At 59.1% G+C, this 18788-nt stretch carries 15 protein-coding genes, 1 tRNA gene and 2 pseudogenes; 11 read left to right on the top strand and 7 right to left on the bottom strand.

Annotated features, from left to right (window positions below):
- Window positions 1–162: 162 nt before the first annotated feature.
- Window positions 163–759, top strand: a complete 597-nt coding sequence (locus tag ASC96_RS25420; protein ID WP_082512275.1) for an amino acid transporter — start codon at window positions 163–165, stop codon at window positions 757–759.
- A gap of 838 nt (window positions 760–1597) precedes the next feature.
- Here the strand turns inward: ASC96_RS25420 and ASC96_RS25415 are convergent.
- The 4 genes from ASC96_RS25415 to xylF all read right to left on the bottom strand — a co-directional run bounded on the left by ASC96_RS25415 (window position 1598) and on the right by xylF (window position 5170).
- Window positions 1598–1674 (bottom strand) — tRNA-Arg (locus tag ASC96_RS25415).
- A gap of 228 nt (window positions 1675–1902) precedes the next feature.
- Window positions 1903–2688, bottom strand: coding sequence for an ATP-binding cassette domain-containing protein (locus ASC96_RS25410; RefSeq protein ID WP_037098954.1), 786 nt, complete (start codon window positions 2686–2688; stop codon window positions 1903–1905).
- A 12-nt stretch (window positions 2689–2700) separates the two neighbouring features.
- Window positions 2701–4014, bottom strand: coding sequence for a sugar ABC transporter permease (locus ASC96_RS25405; protein WP_060505843.1), 1314 nt, complete (start codon window positions 4012–4014; stop codon window positions 2701–2703).
- Window positions 4015–4129: 115 nt separating this feature from the next.
- Window positions 4130–5170, bottom strand: a complete 1041-nt coding sequence (xylF, locus tag ASC96_RS25400) for a D-xylose ABC transporter substrate-binding protein (RefSeq protein ID WP_060505842.1) — start codon at window positions 5168–5170, stop codon at window positions 4130–4132.
- 230 nt (window positions 5171–5400) lie between these two features.
- On the opposite strand from xylF, the gene ASC96_RS25395 reads away from it, so the two are divergent.
- The gene (locus ASC96_RS25395; protein ID WP_060505841.1) at window positions 5401–6636 is read left to right on the top strand and encodes an ROK family protein; all 1236 of its coding nucleotides are present in this window, start codon (window positions 5401–5403) and stop codon (window positions 6634–6636) included.
- A 48-nt stretch (window positions 6637–6684) separates the two neighbouring features.
- Here ASC96_RS25395 and iolG read toward each other — a convergent pair whose 3' ends face one another.
- Complete coding sequence (gene iolG, locus ASC96_RS25390) at window positions 6685–7680, bottom strand: inositol 2-dehydrogenase (RefSeq protein ID WP_060506069.1); 996 nt, start codon at window positions 7678–7680, stop codon at window positions 6685–6687.
- 385 nt (window positions 7681–8065) lie between these two features.
- On the opposite strand from iolG, the gene ASC96_RS25385 reads away from it, so the two are divergent.
- Entirely contained in the window at window positions 8066–8293 is a 228-nt protein-coding gene (locus ASC96_RS25385) for a hypothetical protein (RefSeq protein WP_082512264.1), read from the top strand.
- Between the two features lie 3 nt (window positions 8294–8296).
- Here the strand turns inward: ASC96_RS25385 and ASC96_RS25380 are convergent, their stop codons facing one another.
- Window positions 8297–8764 carry a hypothetical protein gene (locus ASC96_RS25380; protein WP_060505840.1) on the bottom strand — a complete coding sequence of 156 codons (468 nt, stop codon included), beginning with the start codon at window positions 8762–8764 and terminating at the stop codon, window positions 8297–8299.
- 53 nt (window positions 8765–8817) lie between these two features.
- Entirely contained in the window at window positions 8818–9795 is a 978-nt protein-coding gene (locus ASC96_RS25375; RefSeq protein ID WP_060505839.1) for a LysR family transcriptional regulator, read from the bottom strand.
- A 296-nt stretch (window positions 9796–10091) separates the two neighbouring features.
- Here ASC96_RS25375 and chvE point away from each other — a divergent pair, with 296 nt between their 5' ends.
- The 8 genes and pseudogenes from chvE (at window position 10092) to araD (ending at window position 18773) form a co-directional block, all read left to right on the top strand.
- Entirely contained in the window at window positions 10092–11159 is a 1068-nt protein-coding gene (gene chvE, locus ASC96_RS25370; protein ID WP_060505838.1) for a multiple monosaccharide ABC transporter substrate-binding protein, read from the top strand.
- A gap of 118 nt (window positions 11160–11277) precedes the next feature.
- Window positions 11278–12813, top strand: a complete 1536-nt coding sequence (gene mmsA, locus ASC96_RS25365; protein ID WP_060505837.1) for a multiple monosaccharide ABC transporter ATP-binding protein — start codon at window positions 11278–11280, stop codon at window positions 12811–12813.
- Window positions 12813–14021, top strand: a complete 1209-nt coding sequence (mmsB, locus tag ASC96_RS25360) for a multiple monosaccharide ABC transporter permease (RefSeq protein WP_060505836.1) — start codon at window positions 12813–12815, stop codon at window positions 14019–14021. Before mmsA ends, mmsB begins: the two co-directional genes overlap by 1 nt.
- A 228-nt stretch (window positions 14022–14249) precedes the next feature.
- Window positions 14250–15242 carry an AraD1 family protein gene (gene araD1 / locus ASC96_RS25355; protein ID WP_060505835.1) on the top strand — a complete coding sequence of 331 codons (993 nt, stop codon included), beginning with the start codon at window positions 14250–14252 and terminating at the stop codon, window positions 15240–15242.
- Between the two features lie 67 nt (window positions 15243–15309).
- A pseudogene (locus ASC96_RS34135) lies at window positions 15310–15908 on the top strand (aldehyde dehydrogenase family protein); the annotation flags it as partial.
- Between the two features lies 1 nt (window position 15909).
- Window positions 15910–16497: pseudogene (locus ASC96_RS34130) on the top strand (aldehyde dehydrogenase family protein); the annotation flags it as partial.
- A 1-nt stretch (window position 16498) separates the two neighbouring features.
- The coding region (locus ASC96_RS25345) for an aldehyde dehydrogenase family protein (protein ID WP_156397725.1) at window positions 16499–16980 on the top strand (482 nt) is incomplete at its 5' end.
- 53 nt (window positions 16981–17033) lie between these two features.
- Window positions 17034–18773 carry an L-arabinonate dehydratase gene (gene araD / locus ASC96_RS25340; RefSeq protein ID WP_060505834.1) on the top strand — a complete coding sequence of 580 codons (1740 nt, stop codon included), beginning with the start codon at window positions 17034–17036 and terminating at the stop codon, window positions 18771–18773.
- Window positions 18774–18788 lie beyond the last annotated feature (15 nt).

Here is an 18788-nt window from a genome sequence, read left to right as displayed (position 1 = left end):
GGCGCGTCTGCGTCATGACGGCCTCCGGCCCGAAGAGGTCATTGGCGGTATGTGCTATCGAAAGGCCAGATGCATCGACGGTATCTTCCTCCGCAGGGCGAAGGGCTGATATCGCTCACTGAGGAATGCGACGGTCGAATCAAGCGAATGCAGGTGGTGAGGATGCAACATATTCCAGATGATGCGCGGGATGCTTGGACACCGGAACTGCTTTCTGAGCGTTTCCGCTACCAGCACCCGTCCTGGTATATTGTCGGTGGCTGGGCACTAGACCTGTGGCACGGTTACCAGACCCGCGATCACGAGGACTTGGAGTTCTGCATACTTTCGGACGATGTCGATATTTTTCGCGACGAGTTATCCGAGCTGGATTTCTTCGAGGTCCGCAACGGCAATTTTGCCTATCTTGCTCCTGAAACGAGGCCTCGGCCAGAGACCACCCAATTATGGGGAGCCGACATGGCGAACCTTTGCTGGCGCGTGGACATGATGATCGAACATGGCACCCGAGAAAATTGGACTTACAAGCGCGATCCATCATTCCGTCTGCCCAGATCGACTGCGGTTCGAGAAACACCGACCGGAATTCCTTATCTCGCTCCTGCTCTTGCCCTGTTGTTTAAGGCAAAACACGTTCGAGCGAAGGATGAGGAAGACCTGCATGCTGCCTTGCCGAAGCTTCACGATCAGGAAAAAGCCGATTTACGATGTTGGCTTGAGGCAATGTATCCGGGACATGAATGGATCACACGGCTTTGAAGAAAGGCAGGATGACTGCTTCTGGCGCAAAGCGACAATCTAGCTGGCTGGCGCGGATTGAAACCTTGGGCTTTTGGGAATGTGCTCGGGATAAGTCAGGAATCTGCATATCGACACTTTGAAAGTGAGGGCGTGTAACTCCCACTACCCGATCCCCAACGTCTCTTCAGAGCCAGCGTGCAGCCAGCAAGGATTCACAAAGCCAAATCCGCAAGAATCATTCAGGCCTTCGCTAGCCGCATTATTGTCAACATTTATAGGATTCGACGATGAATCCATGGCGATTGTCAACAATTCAAAGTATATGTTGCGCATTATTTGTGCCGCTATATTTCTATTGTTTTGAGCTGCCGATAATCTCTATTAGACTTGAATTTTCATCACGGTCTCATCGGCCCTAAGTATTAATTGGAGGCTATTCTGAACAAGGTGGTCGGCGTTTTGGGCAGGAAAGACGTGCTACCAAAAATTAACTGTGATCTTGAGAAGTGCGCGACGAAGCCCACTTTCGGTCATTTCGCGACCGTCGGCCACCAATGTCAACAATTACAATGACCTGAAACATGTGTCGAGCAGCATGAGGCGCTGCGGATGGGCGACGAAATACCAAAAATCTAACCGAACACTGATCACCCGACAAGCGCCGGCATCGCCCCCTCAACGATAGACATGGTGCAAGGCTGCAGTGACGACGACGCCGGAAGGGAACAGGGATGAAGCGATCTCGCCGTAAGAAACGCCTCTGGAGGCGGAATCTGTCAGACTAATCCGCGTTTATGCGTTCACAGTCCGCGTTATATGGTAGCCAGTCCGCACTTATGTGGCGACGTAGAAAAAATGGCGCACCCGACAGGATTCGAACCTGTGACCTTTGGAATCGGAATCCAACACTCTATCCAGCTGAGCTACGGGTGCATCCGCGACGGTTTGAGGCCGTCGAAGCAAGCTGTGACCGGTTCATAGCCTAGGTCGTGCCGCGCATCAATGGTGAAAGCGTCCCGGCGGCAGGAAAATCCTGTTCATTGAAAATGGTACGGCTCGCAATCGCTGCCAGAGCGGAGGGAAGGGAACAACGGGCAAGGGACGGGCGAAAAAATGCCGCGCTTTGGAGGCGCGGCATTGTTCTTTCAGGCACAGAATTGCCTAGGCCGTCTGCATCGCACCGGGGCCGGGGATGGCCTTCGGTGGGACCTTGCCGAGGATGATCATCCCCAACACTTCGTCCTTGGTGACATCCTCGGTGCGGGCATGACCGACCACCTGGCCGTTCTTCATCACCGAAACGCGGTCGGCGAGATCGAAGACGTCGTGGATATCGTGGCTGATCAGGAAGATCCCGATGCCTTCGCGCTTCAGCTGCTTGATCAGTTCGCCAACCTGCGCCGTTTCCTGCGGCCCGAGTGCCGCGGTCGGCTCGTCCATGATCAGGATGCGGGCGTCGAACAGGATGGCGCGGGCGATCGCCACCGATTGGCGTTGGCCGCCGGACAGTGCCTTCACCGGTTCCTTGAAGCGGCGGAAGTTCGGGTTGAGCCGCCCCATCACTTCACGGGCCTTGGCTTCCATCGCGACATCGTCGAGCGTGCCCCAGGGGGTGCGCAGCTCACGGCCGAGATAGAGGTTGGCGGCCGCATCGACATTATCGGCGACTGCGAGCGTCTGGTAGATCGTCTCGATGCCGTAACCCTTGGCGTCACGGGGATTGTTGATCTGCACCGGATCGCCATTGATCAGGATTTCGCCGGCGTCACGCTTGTAGGCGCCTGACAGAATCTTGATCAGGGTCGACTTGCCGGCGCCGTTATGGCCGAGCAGAGCCACGACTTCGCCCGGATAGAGATCGACCGAGGCGTTGTCGACGGCGTGGATGCCGCCGAAAGAGATGGAAATGTTCTTCATTTCCACCAGCGGAGTGCGTTGTTCCGTCATTGTCGTACTCCTTTACTTGGCCCGGCCGCGATAAACGGTATCCAGCCAGACGGCCATGACCAGCACGATGCCGATGACGATGCTTTGCAGTGGCGTATCGATGCGCAACAACACCATGCCGGACTGCAGGGATTGCATGACGATCGCACCGAGAACTGCGCCTGAGATCGTGCCCATGCCGCCGGCAAGCGACGTACCGCCGATGACTGCAGCAGCGATCGTATAGAGTTCGTCGAGCGTGCCTTGCGCATTGGTTGCTGCGTTCAGGCGGGCCGTCGAAATGGCGGCTGCGATGGCGCAGAGTGCGCCCATCAGCGCGAAGATGCGCACCGTCACCCAGCGGGTCTTGATGCCCGCGAGTTCGGCTGCTTCAGGGTTGCCGCCGATCGCAAAGACATAGCGGCCAAAGCGGGTGCGGGTGGTAAGAAAGCTCATGGCGATGGCGATGCCGACGGCCATCAGCACCGGGATGGCGATACCGAGCGGGATCTGCAAGCCGCCTTCAGGCCAGGGGATGTTGTTGGCCTCGGCATATTTCTTGGCGAGATTGACCGGCATGTAATAGCTGTTCAGCACCCAGACGGCGGCCAGCACCATGACGCAACCGACCGTGGAGAGGAAATACTCCGCCCACATCGGCCGCAACGGAAAGCCGAAGCGCTTGCGCTGCTTGCGCGAGTTGATGATCGAGGCGACGATGATGACGCAGGCGATGACGCCGACGACCCAGCTGGCCGTGGCACCGATCGACCCCTCCGCGCCGCCGCCCATCAGGCGGAAGGTCGAATCCATCGGCGCAACGGTGGCGCCGGAGATGACGAGGAAGGCCGCAGCCCGCCAGATCAGCAGGCCGCCCAGCGTGACGATGAAAGCGGGAACGTTGAGAAAGGCGATGATGATGCCCTGGAAGGCGCCGATGGCAGTTCCAAGCGCGATGCCGACTGTCAACGCTATGATCCAGGTGGCCGGGTGGTCGAAACCAATCAGCGGCGGCAGGATCTTGGCTTGGGTGATCGCCATGATCATGCCGACGAAGCCGAGGATCGAGCCGACCGACAGGTCGATATTGCGGGTGACGATGACGAGCACCATGCCGGTTGCCATGACCGAGACCGATGCAGCCTGGACCGTCAGGTTCCACAGGTTGCGTGGCGTCAGGAAAAGCCCGTCGGTAAAAAATTGAAAGCCGAGCCAGATGCACATCAGCGCTGCGATCATTCCCAGAAGCCGGGTGTCGATCTCGGTCGCCTGCAGGAAGCGCTGCAAGGCGTTCCCCTGTGTCTGGCGCACGCTGCTGGAAGGCGTGGCAATGGTGGTGTTTGCCATTTCCTGATTACTCCCCCTTTATTCTTGTCTAAAGTACCGTACATCGGAGAAGCGCCGCAACGTGATCGCTGCGGCGCTGGTAACGGGACTTTATCTGCCCATGTTCAGGATCGGATCAGTTGCAGACTGCAACGGTTCCGGCCTTGACGCCCTGGCAGGTTTCTTCCTTGGAAATCCAGCCGGCGTCGATGACGACGTTCAGATTGTCCTTGGTGATCGGCTGCGGTGCGATGAAGAACGACTGCATTTCGACGCCCTTCGGTCCGCCGGCAAACTTGACAGTGCCGGGGATCGCATCCATGGCGGTGCCGCTGGCAAGCGCCACAGCGATTTCGCCGGCCTTCTTGCCGAGTTCGCGGCTATCTTTCCAGACGGATACGGTCTGGGTGCCAAGTGCGACGCGGTTCAAGGCGGCCTTGTCGCCGTCCTGGCCTGAAACCGGAACAGAACCTGCCAGGCCCTGGGCTTCGAGCGCTGCGACAACGCCGCCGGCCATGCCGTCGTTCGAGGAGACGACACCGTCAACCTTGTTGTCGTTGGCGGTCAGGAACTGCTCCATGTTCTTCTGCGCAACTTCCGGCTTCCAGCCGTCCGTATAGGCTTCGCCGACATTCTTGATCTTGCCGGCGTCCATGGCGGCCTTCAGCACTTCCAACTGCCCGGAGAACAGGAAGTCAGCGTTCGGGTCCGTTGATGCGCCCTTGATGAAAACGTAGTTGCCTTCCGGCTTGACCTTGAACACTTCGGCAGCCTGCATGCGGCCGACTTCCTTGTTGTCGAAGGTGATGTAGTAGGCAGCCGGATTTTCGATCAGGCGGTCGTAGCCGACGACCGGAATACCTTCAGCGGCGGCCTTTTCGATGGCCGGGCCGATGGCTTCCGAATCCTGCGCCAGAACGATGATGGCGTTGGCGCCCTGTGCGATTAGCGACTCGATGTCGGTCAATTGCTTGGCGGCGGATGCCTGGGCGTCAGCGGAAATGTACTTGTCGCCGGAGGCTTCGAGGGCTGCCTTGATGGCGGCTTCGTCGGTCTTCCAGCGTTCTTCCTGGAAGTTCGACCAGGAAACGCCAACGACCAGATCCTTGGCCATGGCTGCAGTGTGCAGAGATACGATGATGGCAGCGCCTGCCATCAGTGTCAAAACTGATTTCATGAAGTCCTCCCAAGTGACCGCTGGCCGTCCGCGCGAACCTCCCGCACGGCCCCCGGCCAGCAAATTTGCCTGTCGCCAGCTCCAAAAGAGTTTTTTCTCGACAGTCGAGAAAATAGATGTCAGAGTTTTTCGGGGCTGTCAACAATGCTTTGAACAAGGCCGTTTGACATCGGGCAGATGCTTTGGGAGGAGCATGTGTTTGTGGGATTCGTGAGCAACAGGGATGCGCAATGCTGAGTAAATCGAGCACCGAACTGGTGCGTCAGCAAAACAGCGCGCTCGTGCTTGCAACGCTGCGGCGTCTGGGGCCGCTCTCCCATACCGACATATCCGAACATACGGGGCTGGCCTCTGCAACCGTTTCTGCGATCACCGCCGAACTGGAGCGGGCAGGGGTCATTGAGAAGGCGGAACAGCAGGCGCCTTCGGGACGCGGCCGGCCGCGGGTGCTGTTTGCGCAGCGCCGCGACAGCGGCTTTCTGATTGCCGTGCGAATCTCCTCGGATGTCGTGCAATATTCGCTGGTCGATTATTCCGGGCGGCTGATCGACCGTTTCGAGGAGCTGCGCAATCACAAGGCCGTGGGCACGCAATCTTTTGCCGAGGGGTTCCTCGATGCGCTGGCCCGCCTTATTCACCGGTCGCAACTGGACAAGGCGCAGATCCTTGCCGTCTCGATCAGCAGCAAGGGCACGGTCGATGCGGATGGCAAGCGGCTGTTGTGGTCGCCGGTCTTTGGTGGCGAGCAGATCGATTTCGTATCGTTGCTGCAGCCGGACTGGCGCGCCAAGGTCACCCTGAACAACGAGACGCTTCTGGTGGCGCAGGCCTTGGGAATGAAGGCGGATGCGAGCGAGGCCGGGTCTTTTCGCGTGCTTGCCGCCTTGTCGCTTGGCCACAGCATCGGGCTTGGCGTTGCCCGCAAGGATAGGTTTGGCGAGCTGGAGGTGACGGCACCCAATTTCGGCCATATGCTGCATGCCACCAATGGCTGCCTGTGCCGTTGCGGCTCCTTCGGCTGCATCGAGGCGTCGGCGGGGTTCTATGGGATTTTGCGTACAGCCTTTGAAGTGCCGCCCGATACGATCCCGGCCAAGTTCGTGCCTCTGGCGGAAATGGACAAAATCGCCGCAAGCGCGCGCCAGGGAAACCGCATGGCGGGTTATGCTTTCCGGCAGGCCGGCATTGCGCTCGGCAATGGTCTGTCCCGGCTGCTCAGCCTCTACGACCGCATGCCGATCCACATCACCGGGCCGGGAACGCGTTACTTCGATCTTCTGCAGCGTGGCATCGACGAGGGGCTTGAGCAGTCGCATGAGGTTCGGCTGCAGGGCAAACCGGAAATTTCGGTGATCTTCGATGAGCAGCGGCTGGTTTTCGATGGGCATCTGGATCGGGCCTTGACCGACATGGATCACGATATCGCCGCCTTCAGGCCGCTGCCGTCGTCGATAGAGCAGTCTTGATACAAGAATGGCCGGGCGAACCCGGCCTTTCTGACTTCGGTTTATCGATCAGGCGCCGACGCGGATCTGACGCTTTTCCGTGACCGACTTGACGGCAGCGTCGGCCAAGGCCAAAGCTGCGAGACCGTCAGCACCGGAAGGCGTGATCTTCGTGCCCTTTTCGATCGCCGAGATGAAGCCGGCGATTTCGTTGGCATAGGCTTCGGTGTAGCGCGTCATGAAGAAATCATGCAGCGGCGGGCGGGTATAGCCGTCGCCGTTGGCGATCTCGATCGAGACGGCGCGCTGATTTTCGGCAGAGACGACGCCCTTCGAGCCGTGCACTTCGATGCGCTGGTCGTAGCCATAGGTGGCGCGGCGCGAGTTGGAGATGATCGCCTGCTTGCCGGATGCGGTTTCAAGAATGACCGAAACGCTGTCATAATCGCCGGCCTTGCCGATTTCCGGATCGACGAGCACGGCCGCATGGGCGGTGACGGCGACCGGCTCTTCGCCGAGCAGGAAGCGGGCCATGTCGAAATCATGGATGGTCATGTCGCGGAAGATGCCGCCGGAACGCTTGATGTAATCGACCGGCGGGGCGCCGGGATCACGCGAAATGATCGTCACCATTTCGACGTCGCCGATCTTGCCGTCGTCGATCGCCTTGCGCACGGCCATGAAGTGCGGATCGAAGCGGCGGTTGAAGCCGACCATCAGCTTGCCCTTGGTCTCTTCGACAACTTTCATGCATTCACGCACCCGGCCGACGTCAAGATCGATCGGCTTTTCGCAGAAGATCGCCTTGCCGGCACGGGCGAAACGCTCGATCAGGTCGGCATGGGTGTCTGTCGGGGTGCAGATGACGACGGCATCGATATCCGCCGATTTTTCGATTTCCTCGATCGTGCGGACCGCGCAGCCATACTGCTTGGCGATCGCGTTGGCGGCCTCGGGAAAGGCATCGGCAACAGCGATCAGGACGGCGTCCGGATTGCCGCTGACGGCTTTAGCGTGGACCTTGCCGATACGGCCGGCACCGAGAAGACCAAATCTGACGGTCATGTTCATCTCTTTTTGACGAGCGGCAAAGCGCCGCGAAGGGACGGGGTGATGACGCTCACTCCGGACAGGCGTTGCGGAAGACAGGTCCGCGCTGATGCTTTCAAGGTTGTTTCAGGCGTCGGCCGGCCCTGTATTGCGGGCAGGGGCAATCTCTCTCCCTGTTCTTTTCCACTCCGGCGCGCATACCGTATATCTCCTCCGGCACGAGCGAAAATCAGAATGAAAACGTAACGAACATTATTTTCGGAATTTTTATTCCATTTACGCCGTCGCCGTCAAGCTGTTAAACCGTCCGGCCCCTTGCGGCAAATGTCCTTTTGGCCATAAAGCTGTGACGTTGTGATGTAAGGCCTTCAAGGCCGGAAAATTTCCAAGGACAGTTTGCATGATGAAGTTCATCGATCCGGATCACCCGTTCTACAAGCCGCTTTGGGTCCGGCTGTTGATCGTGGCGCTCTGCTGTGTCTGGACGGCTGTCGAGTTCTGGAACGGTGCGAATACCTGGGGGATGATCTTTCTTGCTGTATCTGCCTATACGGCCTGCGTGTTGATCATCTTTTTCAAGCCGAAGGCCGAGGTTGCCGAAGAGGCCAAGACCGACGACCCGGCCTGATCATCACCGCCGCTGCATCAACCGTAACCGCCGTTGCGCCTCGTCGATCAGCATGTTGGCGATCTTCATCCGGATCGTCGCGTTGGAGCGAAAGTCCGGGTGGTGCCGGTCAGGATGATTTTCGGCTGCAAAGCGCCGGCGCTTGTCGGTGAGTGTCTGCGGCGTTTCCATCTCGGTCAGCGCCAGGTCGGCGGCGATCTGCTCCGGGCGGATCCGGCCCAGATGGTCCGGCATGACGGGCTTGGGTACCGGTTTGGCAGGCGCCAGCATCTCGTCGCTGGCCGTGTCGAAATAGGCGCGCTGAACTGCGCCGCTATCTGCCATCCCGGATGCGGCAAGATTGCCGACGAAGCCGCCGTTGAGGCCGCGGATACTGGTATGCGCTGGCTGCTCGTCCTCAGCAGGCCCTTCCGCGTCTTCTTCCGTTTTCAGCCGTTCCAGAACGGACTGGAACACCGACATTCCGAACATGCGCGTCTTCCCGTTTTGCCGCCTTAGAGCATGGCAAGGTTTTGCGGGCCTGATCAGGCGGAACTTTGCTTGAGGATCAGATCATAAAGAAGCTTGGCGCTTGGCGGCAGGGCGCGACCGCGAGCGGTGATCAGGCTGTACGGCCTGATCTTGATGTCGAAATCGGTGGGCAGGACGCGAATTTCGCCTGCCTGGCTGCCGCTCCCGGCGATCAGCGTTGCCACGTCACGGGCGACGGGAGCGACGGCATTGGTGTGGCGGACGATGGAGACCGTGAGGATCGTCGATGAGGTGTTGATGATGGTTGAGGGCAGGGGCGTGCCGGCCGACAGGAAGCTGTCTTCAACGGCGCGCCGCAGTAGCGTTCCGGACGGCTGGAAAACCCAGTCGTAACCGGGTAGATCAGACGAGCTGATGATGCTCTTGTCGAGCAGCGGATGACCCGCACGGACAATCAGGCAGACGTCTTCCTCGCCGAGTTCGATCAGATTGAACTGCCGCGGATCCATGTCGTCCGGTATCCGGCCGATGACGAAGTCGTGCCGCGCGGCCAACAGTTCGCGCACGAGCACATTGCTGTTTTCGATCTGGATGTTGATTTCGATACCGGGATAGGCGGTCGAAACCTGGCGGATAGCGGGAACGGCGAGATTGAGGGCCGGGCCGGTGACAGAACCGAGCGACACCGAGCCGCCGCTGCCCGTTTTCAGTTCGTTGATCTCGCGGGTCGTTTCCCGCAGTTCCAGGAAGATCGTGCGGGCACGCCGCGCCAGCGCCCGGCCATACTGTGTCAGCTCGACGCCGCGGGCGACGCGGGCGTAGAGCGGCGCCTTGAGAATGGTCTCGATCTCACCCAGCATGCGCGATGCGGCTGGCTGTGAAATGCTCAGGGAATCGGCCGCTGCACTGATCTGCCCGTGCTCCTCAATGGCCAAAATCAGCTGAAGATGACTCATTTTTAAGCCTAAGCGAAAAATTCCGCGCTCCGAATAATCGACAGCTGTGGATGAGTGCGGCGCTGAATCGTCCATATTTTACCCACCTTCCGAGAAAAATGCCTTCGCATATGCAAAAAATCACACTGTTCCGCCACATTATACCAAAATTGCTATATGGATACACATATATTGCATTTGACAGTTATGATGTTTGATTCCAGTTTGCAGCCATGTGCGCCAGCGTGCTCGGGAGCGTGTAAGGCCTGGGAGGGCTTTCTTTCACCCCTTAAACCTCCGCCAAGAGATTTTCTGATCTCTCGGCTACGCGACGCGCTGCACATATCAAGGCCGGCTGATCGCCGCCTGGATCAACACTCAGGGAGAGATACATGAGATTAGTTACTTCGCTTCTCGCCGCCGCAGCGCTCAGCGTGGCGTCGTTCGTCGTTCCGGCGATCGCCCAAGACAAGGGCACTGTCGGTATCTCGATGCCGACCAAGACCTCGACCCGCTGGATTTCGGACGGCGAGACCATGGAAAAGCTGTTCAAGGAAGCCGGCTATACCCCGGACCTGCAGTTTGCTGACGACGACATCCCGAACCAGCTGGCCCAGATCGAGAACATGGTCACCAAGGGTGCCAAGGTTCTCATCATCGGCGCCATCGACGGCACGACGCTCTCCGACATCCTGGCAAAGGCTCATGAAGCCGGCGTCAAGGTCATCGCTTATGACCGTCTGATCCGCGATTCCGGCAATGTCGACTACTACGCAACGTTCGACAACTTCCAGGTCGGCGTTCTGCAGGCAACCACGCTGGTTCAGGGTCTCAAGCTCGACGGCGCGACCGAGCCGAAGAACGTTGAACTGTTCGGCGGTTCGCCGGACGATAACAACGCCTTCTTCTTCTACGATGGCGCAATGTCGGTTCTGCAGCCGCTGATCGACGCCAAGAAGATCGTCGTCAAGTCCGGCCAGACAGGCATGGAAAAGGTCGGCACGCTGCGTTGGGACGGTGCTGTTGCACAGGCCCGCATGGAAAACCTGCTTTCCTCGACCTACACCGATGCCAAGGTTGACGGCGTTCTGTCGCCTTACGATGGTCTCTCCATCGGCATCATCTCGGCTCTGAAGGGCGTTGGCTACGGTTCCGGCGACATGCCGATGCCGATCGTTACCGGTCAGGACGCTGAGCTTCCTTCGGTCAAGTCGATCCTCGCTGGCGAGCAGTATTCCTCGATCTTCAAGGATACCCGCGAGCTTGCCAAGGTTGCCGTCTCGATGACGGACGCCATCATTGGCGGCAAGGAGCCGGAAATCAACGACACGAAGACCTATGACAATGGCGTCAAGGTCATCCCGTCCTACCTCCTGAAGCCGGTTGCTGTTGACAAGTCGAACGTCAAGGACGTGCTGGTTGGCGCTGGTTACTACACGGAAGACCAGATCAACAACTGATCCCGTCTTCTCCATTCCGGGCCCGCATCACCTGCGGGCCCTTTTATCTTGATGAGAGACTTGTATTGTCATTGCGTCTGGCCTCATCATTCACGGACTGCCGCAGGATTACCTGAACATGGACAACATCATTCTCGAAATGCGGGGCATCACCAAGACGTTTCCGGGCGTCAAGGCCCTGGACAATGTCAATCTGAAGGTTCACGAGGGTGAAATTCACGCGCTGGTCGGCGAAAACGGAGCCGGCAAATCAACGCTGATGAAGGTTTTGAGCGGTGTCTATCCCGCTGGAACCTATGACGGCGAAATCCACTACGATCGCGAAGTTCGCAACTTCTCGACCATCTCGGACAGCGAGCATCTCGGCATCATCATCATTCACCAGGAGCTGGCGCTTGTGCCGCTTCTGTCGATTGCCGAAAACATCTTCCTTGGCAACGAAATCGCCACCAACGGCGTCATCGACTGGAAGCAGACATTTGCCCGCACGCAAGGCCTTCTTGAAAAGGTTGGTCTCAAGGAGCCACCGTCGGCCCGGATCACCGATATCGGCGTCGGCAAGCAGCAGCTCGTCGAAATCGCCAAGGCACTTTCCAAGAAGGTCCGGCTGCTGATCCTCGACGAGCCAACAGCGTCGCTCAATGAAACGGATTCCGATGCGCTCTTGAAGCTGCTGATGGAATTCCGCAAGCAGGGCATGACCTCGATCATCATTTCGCACAAGCTGAACGAGATCAAGAAGGTCGCCGACAAGATCACCATCCTGCGCGATGGCGGCACGGTGGAAACACTGAACTGTCACAACGAAGATATCAGCGAAGACCGCATCATCAAGGGCATGGTCGGCCGCGACATGGAAGACCGCTACCCGCCGCGCGAGCCGAAGATCGGCGAAACGTTGATGGAAGTGAAAAACTGGAATGTCTTCCATCAGCAGCACCGCGACCGCCAGTTCCTGCATGATATCAATTTCAATGTCCGCGCCGGCGAAGTCGTCGGCATTGCCGGCCTCATGGGAGCCGGCCGTACCGAAACCGCGATGAGCATTTTCGGAAAGTCCTGGGGTCACAAGATCACCGGCGAAGTGCATATGCATGGCAAGCTTGTTGATGTCAGCACCATCCCGCGTGCCATCGAAGCCGGCCTTGCCTATGTTACCGAAGACCGCAAACAGCTCGGCCTGGTGCTCAACAACAACATCATGCACAACACGACGCTCGCCAATCTGGGCGCTGTCGCAAGCAGCGGCGTGATCGACGATCACATGGAGCGCAAGGTCGCGACCGACTACCGGACGAAACTGCGCATCCGCTCCCATTCGATCTATCAGGAGACCGTCAATCTGTCGGGTGGCAACCAGCAGAAGGTCGTTCTATCCAAGTGGTTGTTTACCACGCCTGAAGTGCTGATCCTCGACGAGCCGACACGCGGCATCGATGTCGGGGCGAAGTATGAAATCTATACCATCATCAATCAGCTTGCCGCAGAAGGGAAGGGTATCCTGATGATCTCATCGGAAATGCCCGAACTTCTCGGAACCTGCGACCGCATCTACGTGATGAACGAAGGACGCATCGTCGCCGAGCTTTCGAAAGCAGAAGCAAGCCAGGAATCCATTATGCGCGCCATCATGCGCTCCGGGGAGAAACACTAATGGTCGCCGAAACCAGCGCTCCGAAAACCACACCCTCCATCGGGGAATATCTCAAGAACAATATCCGCGAATACGGCCTGCTCGTCGCGCTCGTGGTTATCATGCTGTTCTTCCAGTATCTGACGGATGGCGTCCTCTTCCGTCCGGTCAACCTGACCAACCTGATCCTGCAGAACTCCTTCATCGTCATCATGGCGCTGGGCATGCTTCTGATTATCGTTGCCGGACATATCGATCTGTCCGTCGGATCGATCGTGGCGTTCACCGGCGGCCTGTCGGCAATTATGCTGGTGAAATGGGGAATCCATTACTCGATCGTGGTGCCGCTCTGCCTGATCTTGGGTGGTCTCGTCGGTGCCGCTCAAGGGTATTGGGTCGCCTACCAGAAAATTCCGGCCTTCATCGTGACGCTGGCCGGTATGCTCGTGTTCCGCGGCCTGACCTATCTCATTCTCCAGAACCGCCCGATTGGTCCGTTCCCGAAGGACTTCCAGTCGCTGTCGACCGGCTTCGTTCCTGATTTCCTGTATTTCCTCAATCCGGCGCCGGACACGATCGTCAATTTCTTCTCGCTTGTCGTCGTCGTTGCCCTGGTAGCCCTGGCCATCTACTACGGTCTTCGCGACCGCCGCACCAATGAGAAACACGGCACGGAAAACGAGCCTTTCGCGTTCTTTGCCGGCCAGATGTTCATCATTGCTGCTGTCGCAATTTTCCTTGGCTACCAGCTCTCGACCTACAAGGGTTTCCCAAACGTTCTGGTCGTCATGGCTCTGCTGATCGCGCTCTACACGTTCGTCACCACACGTTCGACGATCGGCCGCCGCATTTATGCGATGGGCGGTAATGAGAAGGCCGCAAAGCTCTCCGGTATCAATACCGAGCGCCTGACCTTCTACACCTTCGTCAATATGGGCGTGCTTGCCGCTCTTGCCGGCATGATCATCGCGGCCCGCCTGAATTCGGCAACGCCGAAGGCCGGTGTCGGCTTCGAACTCGACGTCATCGCGGCCTGCTTCATCGGTGGTGCGTCCGCTTCGGGCGGCGTTGGCAAGATCACCGGCGCTGTCATTGGTGCTCTGATCATGGGCGTCATGAACAACGGCATGTCGATCATGGGCCTCGGCATCGATTACCAGCAACTGGTCAAGGGCCTTGTGCTTCTCGCTGCCGTGTTCTTCGACGTCTACAACAAGAACAAGGGCTGACCGGGTCCGGTCTGTCCTGCGCGCCGGGCCTTGTCCGGCGCAAACTGGTGCCGGGGCGCGTTTCGTGCTGACATTTGGCGAGATGCTCCGGCCCACGCATCATAACGAGAACGGCGGCGTTGCCGCCACCAACGGGAGCATATGCCATGTCTCCCAATGGGTTGTTGTTGCCGAAAGCTCGCGGCTTGACGCTGAAAAGACAGCCCGGATCGAGAAAAGGATAGTGCTGTGCTGATTTCCCAGGTGAAGAACAATGATGGCTCGATCACGGTCGCCGTTCGCGACGCGGGGCAGGCCGCGCGTGCGGTCAAGAACGCATCCAGTGTCTACGGACTGGCGATGGAAGCGGCCAATTCCGGCAAGAGCCTGAAGGCTGTCGTCGAGGCACATGGACTTGGCGACGAAGTCGATCTTCAGGACGCTTATGCCAAGGGCAATTTCCTGCCGCCGATCACGCATCCGGACGATGCCCACCTGCACCTGACCGGCACGGGCCTTACCCATCTTGGCTCTGCCTCGACGCGCGATGCGATGCACGCGGCTGTGTCCAAGGTGGAAGAGGGCGCCACCGACACGATGAGAATGTTCAAGATGGGCCTGGAAGGCGGCAAGCCGAAGCCGGGCGAAAAGGGCGTTCAGCCCGAATGGTTCTACAAGGGCAATGGCTCGCAGACCGTGGCCCCTGGCGGCGACCTCGTTTCGCCATCGTTTGCGCAGGATGGCGGCGAAGAGCCGGAAATGGCAGGCATCTATGTGATCTCCGACAAGGGCGCGCCATTCCGCATCGGTTTTGCGGTCGCCAACGAATTCTCCGATCACGTGACCGAGCGCGTCAACTATCTCTATCTTGCTCATTCGAAGTTGCGGCCTGCAAGCTTCGGTCCGGAAATCCGGGTGGGCGAAGCGCCGAGCGATATCCGTGGGACCTCGCGCATCATCCGCGATGGCGCCGTGTTCTGGGAAAAGCCGTTCCTGTCCGGCGAAGCCAACATGTCCCATACGTTTGCCAACCTCGAATATCACCACTTCAAGTACGGTATCTTCCGTGCGCCGGGCGATGTGCATGTCCATATGTTCGGGACTGCGACGCTATCCTTCGGTGATGGCATCAAGACCGAGGCAGGCGATATCTTCGAAATCGAGGCGTCCGAGTTCGGCCTGCCGCTGCGCAACACGCTGGCGATTGCTGGCGAAGACGAGGTCACGATCGGCCAGCTCTGATTTCCGTGCATTTGACTGCGGGCGTCTATCCCAGGGCGCTCGCTGAACCAAAGGAGGCTTCGAGCCCATGACACTTCATCACAACCTGATCGCTGGCGAATGGGTCGGCAGCAATGGCGTCGAGAACATCAACCCGTCGAACACCAACGAGATTGTCGGCCTCTATGCCACCGCCAGCGCCGACGATGCCAAGACCGCGATCGCCGCTGCCAAGGCCGCATTTCCGGCCTGGTCGCGCTCGGGCATCCTTGAACGTCACGCGATCCTGAAGAAGACGGCCGACGAAATCCTCGCCCGCAAGGAAGAGCTTGGCAACCTGCTCGCTCGCGAAGAGGGCAAGACGCTTCCCGAAGCGATCGGCGAAACCATCCGTTCGGCACAGATCTTCGATTTCTTTGCTGGTGAGGCGCTGCGCCTGGCCGGTGAGGTTCTGCCATCGGTTCGTCCGAACATCGGCGTCGAGATCACCCGCGAGCCGATCGGCGTCATCGGCATCATCACGCCGTGGAATTTCCCGATCGCTATTCCGGCCTGGAAGATCGCCCCGGCGCTCTGCCACGGCAACACCATCGTCTTCAAGCCGGCCGAACTGGTGCCGGGCTGCTCCTGGGCGATTGTCGATATTCTTCATCGCGCCGGTCTGCCGAAGGGCGTGCTCAACCTGGTNCATCGTCTTCAAGCCGGCCGAACTGGTGCCGGGCTGCTCCTGGGCGATTGTCGATATTCTTCATCGCGCCGGTCTGCCGAAGGGCGTGCTCAACCTGGTGATGGGCAAGGGTTCTGTCGTTGGTCAGGCGATGCTCGACAGCCCGGATCTTGCCGGCATCACCTTTACCGGTTCGACCGGAACCGGCAAGCGGGTGGCTGCCGCCTCGATCGAGCATAACCGCAAGTTCCAGCTGGAAATGGGCGGCAAGAACCCGATGGTCGTGCTTGACGATGCCGACCTGACGGTCGCCGTCGAGGCTGCTGCCAATTCCGGCTTCTTCTCGACCGGCCAGCGTTGCACCGCCTCCTCACGCCTGATCGTCACTGAAGGCATTCATGACAGGTTCGTTGCGGCGCTTACCGAAAAGCTGAAGACGCTGGTGGTCGATGATGCGCTGAAGGCTGGCACCCATATCGGACCGGTGGTCGATGAGCGCCAGCTTGCCACCGATACCGACTATATCGCCATCGGCAAAAAGGAAGGCGCCAAGCTCGCCTTCGGCGGCGAGACGATCGAACGGGAAAATCCGGGCTTCTATCTGCAGCCNCATCTCAAAGACCGGCTGCCCTTCAGGCGGGCGAATCTGATACCGACTATATCGCCATCGGCAAAAAGGAAGGCGCCAAGCTCGCCTTCGGCGGCGAGACGATCGAACGGGAAAATCCGGGCTTCTATCTGCAGCCGACGCTGTTTACCGAAGCCACCAACCAGATGCGCATCAGCCGCGAGGAAATCTTCGGCCCTGTCGCCTCGGTCATCCGTGTCAAGGATTACGAGGAAGCCTTGTCGGTCGCCAACGACACGCCGTTTGGCCTGTCGGCGGGTATCGCCACGACGAGCCTCAAGCATGCCACCCATTTCAAGCGCAATTCGGAAGCCGGCATGGTGATGGTCAACCTGCCGACGGCCGGTGTCGATTTCCACGTGCCGTTCGGCGGCCGCAAGGCCTCCTCCTTCGGCTCACGCGAGCAGGGCAAGTATGCAGCCGAGTTCTTCACTGTGGTGAAGACGGCCTACACGCTGGCATAACGCATTTTCGCCGGATCGGCTGTGTCGATCCGGCATGTCAAAGGACAAGGGTAATGTTCAAGAAAGCACAATGGCCGCGGCAGCTGCGTTCGCAGCATTGGTATGGCGGCACGAGCCGCGACGTCATCTACCATCGCGGCTGGATGAAGAACCAGGGATATCCGCACGACCTGTTCGACGGACGCCCGGTGATCGGCATCCTCAATACCTGGTCGGACATGACGCCGTGCAACGGCCATCTGCGTGAGCTGGCCGAAAAGGTGAAGGCCGGTATCTGGGAGGCGGGTGGCTTCCCGATGGAAGTACCGGTATTCTCGGCTTCGGAAAACACCTTCCGACCAACCGCGATGATGTACCGGAACCTTGCGGCTCTGGCGATCGAAGAGACGATCCGCGGCCAACCGATGGATGGTTGCGTGCTTCTGGTCGGTTGCGACAAGACCACCCCGTCGCTGATCATGGCAGCTGCCTCCGTCGATTTGCCTTCGATCGTCGTCACAGGCGGCCCGATGCTGAACGGCTATTTCCGCGGTGAGCGTGTCGGTTCCGGCACGCATCTGTGGAAGTTCTCCGAAATGGTCAAGGCCGGCGAGATGACGCAGGACGAATTCCTTGAGGCGGAAGCCTCGATGAGCCGCTCGTCAGGCACCTGCAACACCATGGGCACCGCGTCCACGATGGCCTCCATGGCCGAAGCACTCGGCATGGCGCTGTCCGGCAACGCCGCGATCCCGGGCGTCGACAGCCGCCGCAAGGTGATGGCGCAACTCACCGGCCGGCGCATCGTGCAGATGGTCAAGGACGACCTGAAACCATCAGATATCATGACCAAGCAGGCTTTTGAAAACGCCATCCGCACCAATGCGGCGATCGGCGGCTCGACCAATGCCGTCATTCATCTGCTTGCCATGGCTGGCCGCGTCGGCATCGACCTGACGCTGGACGACTGGGACCGTTGCGGCCGCGACGTGCCGACCATCGTCAACCTGATGCCATCGGGCAAATACCTGATGGAAGAATTCTTCTATGCCGGTGGTCTGCCTGTCGTCATCAAGCGCCTCGGTGAGGCGGGCCTGCTGCACAAGGATGCGCTGACCGTTTCGGGCGAAACCATGTGGGACGAAGTCAAGGATGTCGTCAACTGGAACGAAGACGTCATCCTGCCGGCCGAGAAGGCGCTGACGCAATCCGGCGGTATCGTCGTGGTGCGTGGCAATCTCGCTCCAAAGGGCGCGGTGTTGAAGCCGTCCGCCGCTTCGCCGCATCTGTTGACGCACCGTGGCCGCGCTGTCGTGTTCGAGGACATCGACGACTACAAGGCCAAGATCAACGATGACAATCTCGACATCGACGAGACCTGCATCATGGTCATGAAGAACTGTGGACCGAAGGGCTATCCCGGCATGGCCGAAGTCGGCAACATGGGTCTTCCGCCAAAGGTGCTGAAGAAGGGCATCACCGACATGGTGCGCATCTCCGATGCCCGCATGTCCGGCACCGCCTATGGCACGGTCGTGCTGCACACGTCGCCGGAAGCCGCTGTTGGCGGGCCGCTCGCCGTGGTCAAGAATGGCGACATGATCGAGCTCGACGTTCCCAACCGCCGCCTGCATCTCGACATTTCCGATGCGGAACTGGCCCAGCGTCTTTCTGCATGGAAACCGCAGCACGAGCTACCGACATCGGGCTATGCTTTCCTGCATCAGCAGCATGTCGAAGGGGCCGATACCGGCGCCGACCTCGACTTCCTCAAGGGATGTCGTGGTAGTGCTGTTGGCAAGGACAGCCACTAACCGCTGGGCAGCAAT

This window comes from Rhizobium sp. Root1204 (assembly GCF_001424965.1).
Classification (GTDB): Bacteria; Pseudomonadota; Alphaproteobacteria; order Rhizobiales; family Rhizobiaceae; genus Pararhizobium.
This window is presented reverse-complemented; position numbering and strand designations above follow the sequence as displayed.

Excerpts from the sequence above, each read along its gene's own strand:
- ASC96_RS25395 (WP_060505841.1), top strand. The coding sequence starts at position 5,401 with ATGCTGAGTAAATCGAGCACCGAACTGGTGCGTCAGCAAAACAGCGCG.
- mmsB (WP_060505836.1), top strand. The coding sequence starts at position 12,813 with ATGGTCGCCGAAACCAGCGCTCCGAAAACCACACCCTCCATCGGGGAA.
- iolG (WP_060506069.1), bottom strand. The coding sequence starts at position 7,680 with ATGACCGTCAGATTTGGTCTTCTCGGTGCCGGCCGTATCGGCAAGGTC.
- ASC96_RS25385 (WP_082512264.1), top strand. The coding sequence starts at position 8,066 with ATGATGAAGTTCATCGATCCGGATCACCCGTTCTACAAGCCGCTTTGG.
- ASC96_RS25375 (WP_060505839.1), bottom strand. The coding sequence starts at position 9,795 with ATGGACGATTCAGCGCCGCACTCATCCACAGCTGTCGATTATTCGGAG.
- chvE (WP_060505838.1), top strand. The coding sequence starts at position 10,092 with ATGAGATTAGTTACTTCGCTTCTCGCCGCCGCAGCGCTCAGCGTGGCG.
- araD (WP_060505834.1), top strand. The coding sequence starts at position 17,034 with ATGTTCAAGAAAGCACAATGGCCGCGGCAGCTGCGTTCGCAGCATTGG.
- mmsA (WP_060505837.1), top strand. The coding sequence starts at position 11,278 with ATGGACAACATCATTCTCGAAATGCGGGGCATCACCAAGACGTTTCCG.
- ASC96_RS25410 (WP_037098954.1), bottom strand. The coding sequence starts at position 2,688 with ATGACGGAACAACGCACTCCGCTGGTGGAAATGAAGAACATTTCCATC.
- xylF (WP_060505842.1), bottom strand. The coding sequence starts at position 5,170 with ATGAAATCAGTTTTGACACTGATGGCAGGCGCTGCCATCATCGTATCT.
- ASC96_RS25420 (WP_082512275.1), top strand. The coding sequence starts at position 163 with ATGCAACATATTCCAGATGATGCGCGGGATGCTTGGACACCGGAACTG.
- ASC96_RS25380 (WP_060505840.1), bottom strand. The coding sequence starts at position 8,764 with ATGTTCGGAATGTCGGTGTTCCAGTCCGTTCTGGAACGGCTGAAAACG.
- ASC96_RS25405 (WP_060505843.1), bottom strand. The coding sequence starts at position 4,014 with ATGGCAAACACCACCATTGCCACGCCTTCCAGCAGCGTGCGCCAGACA.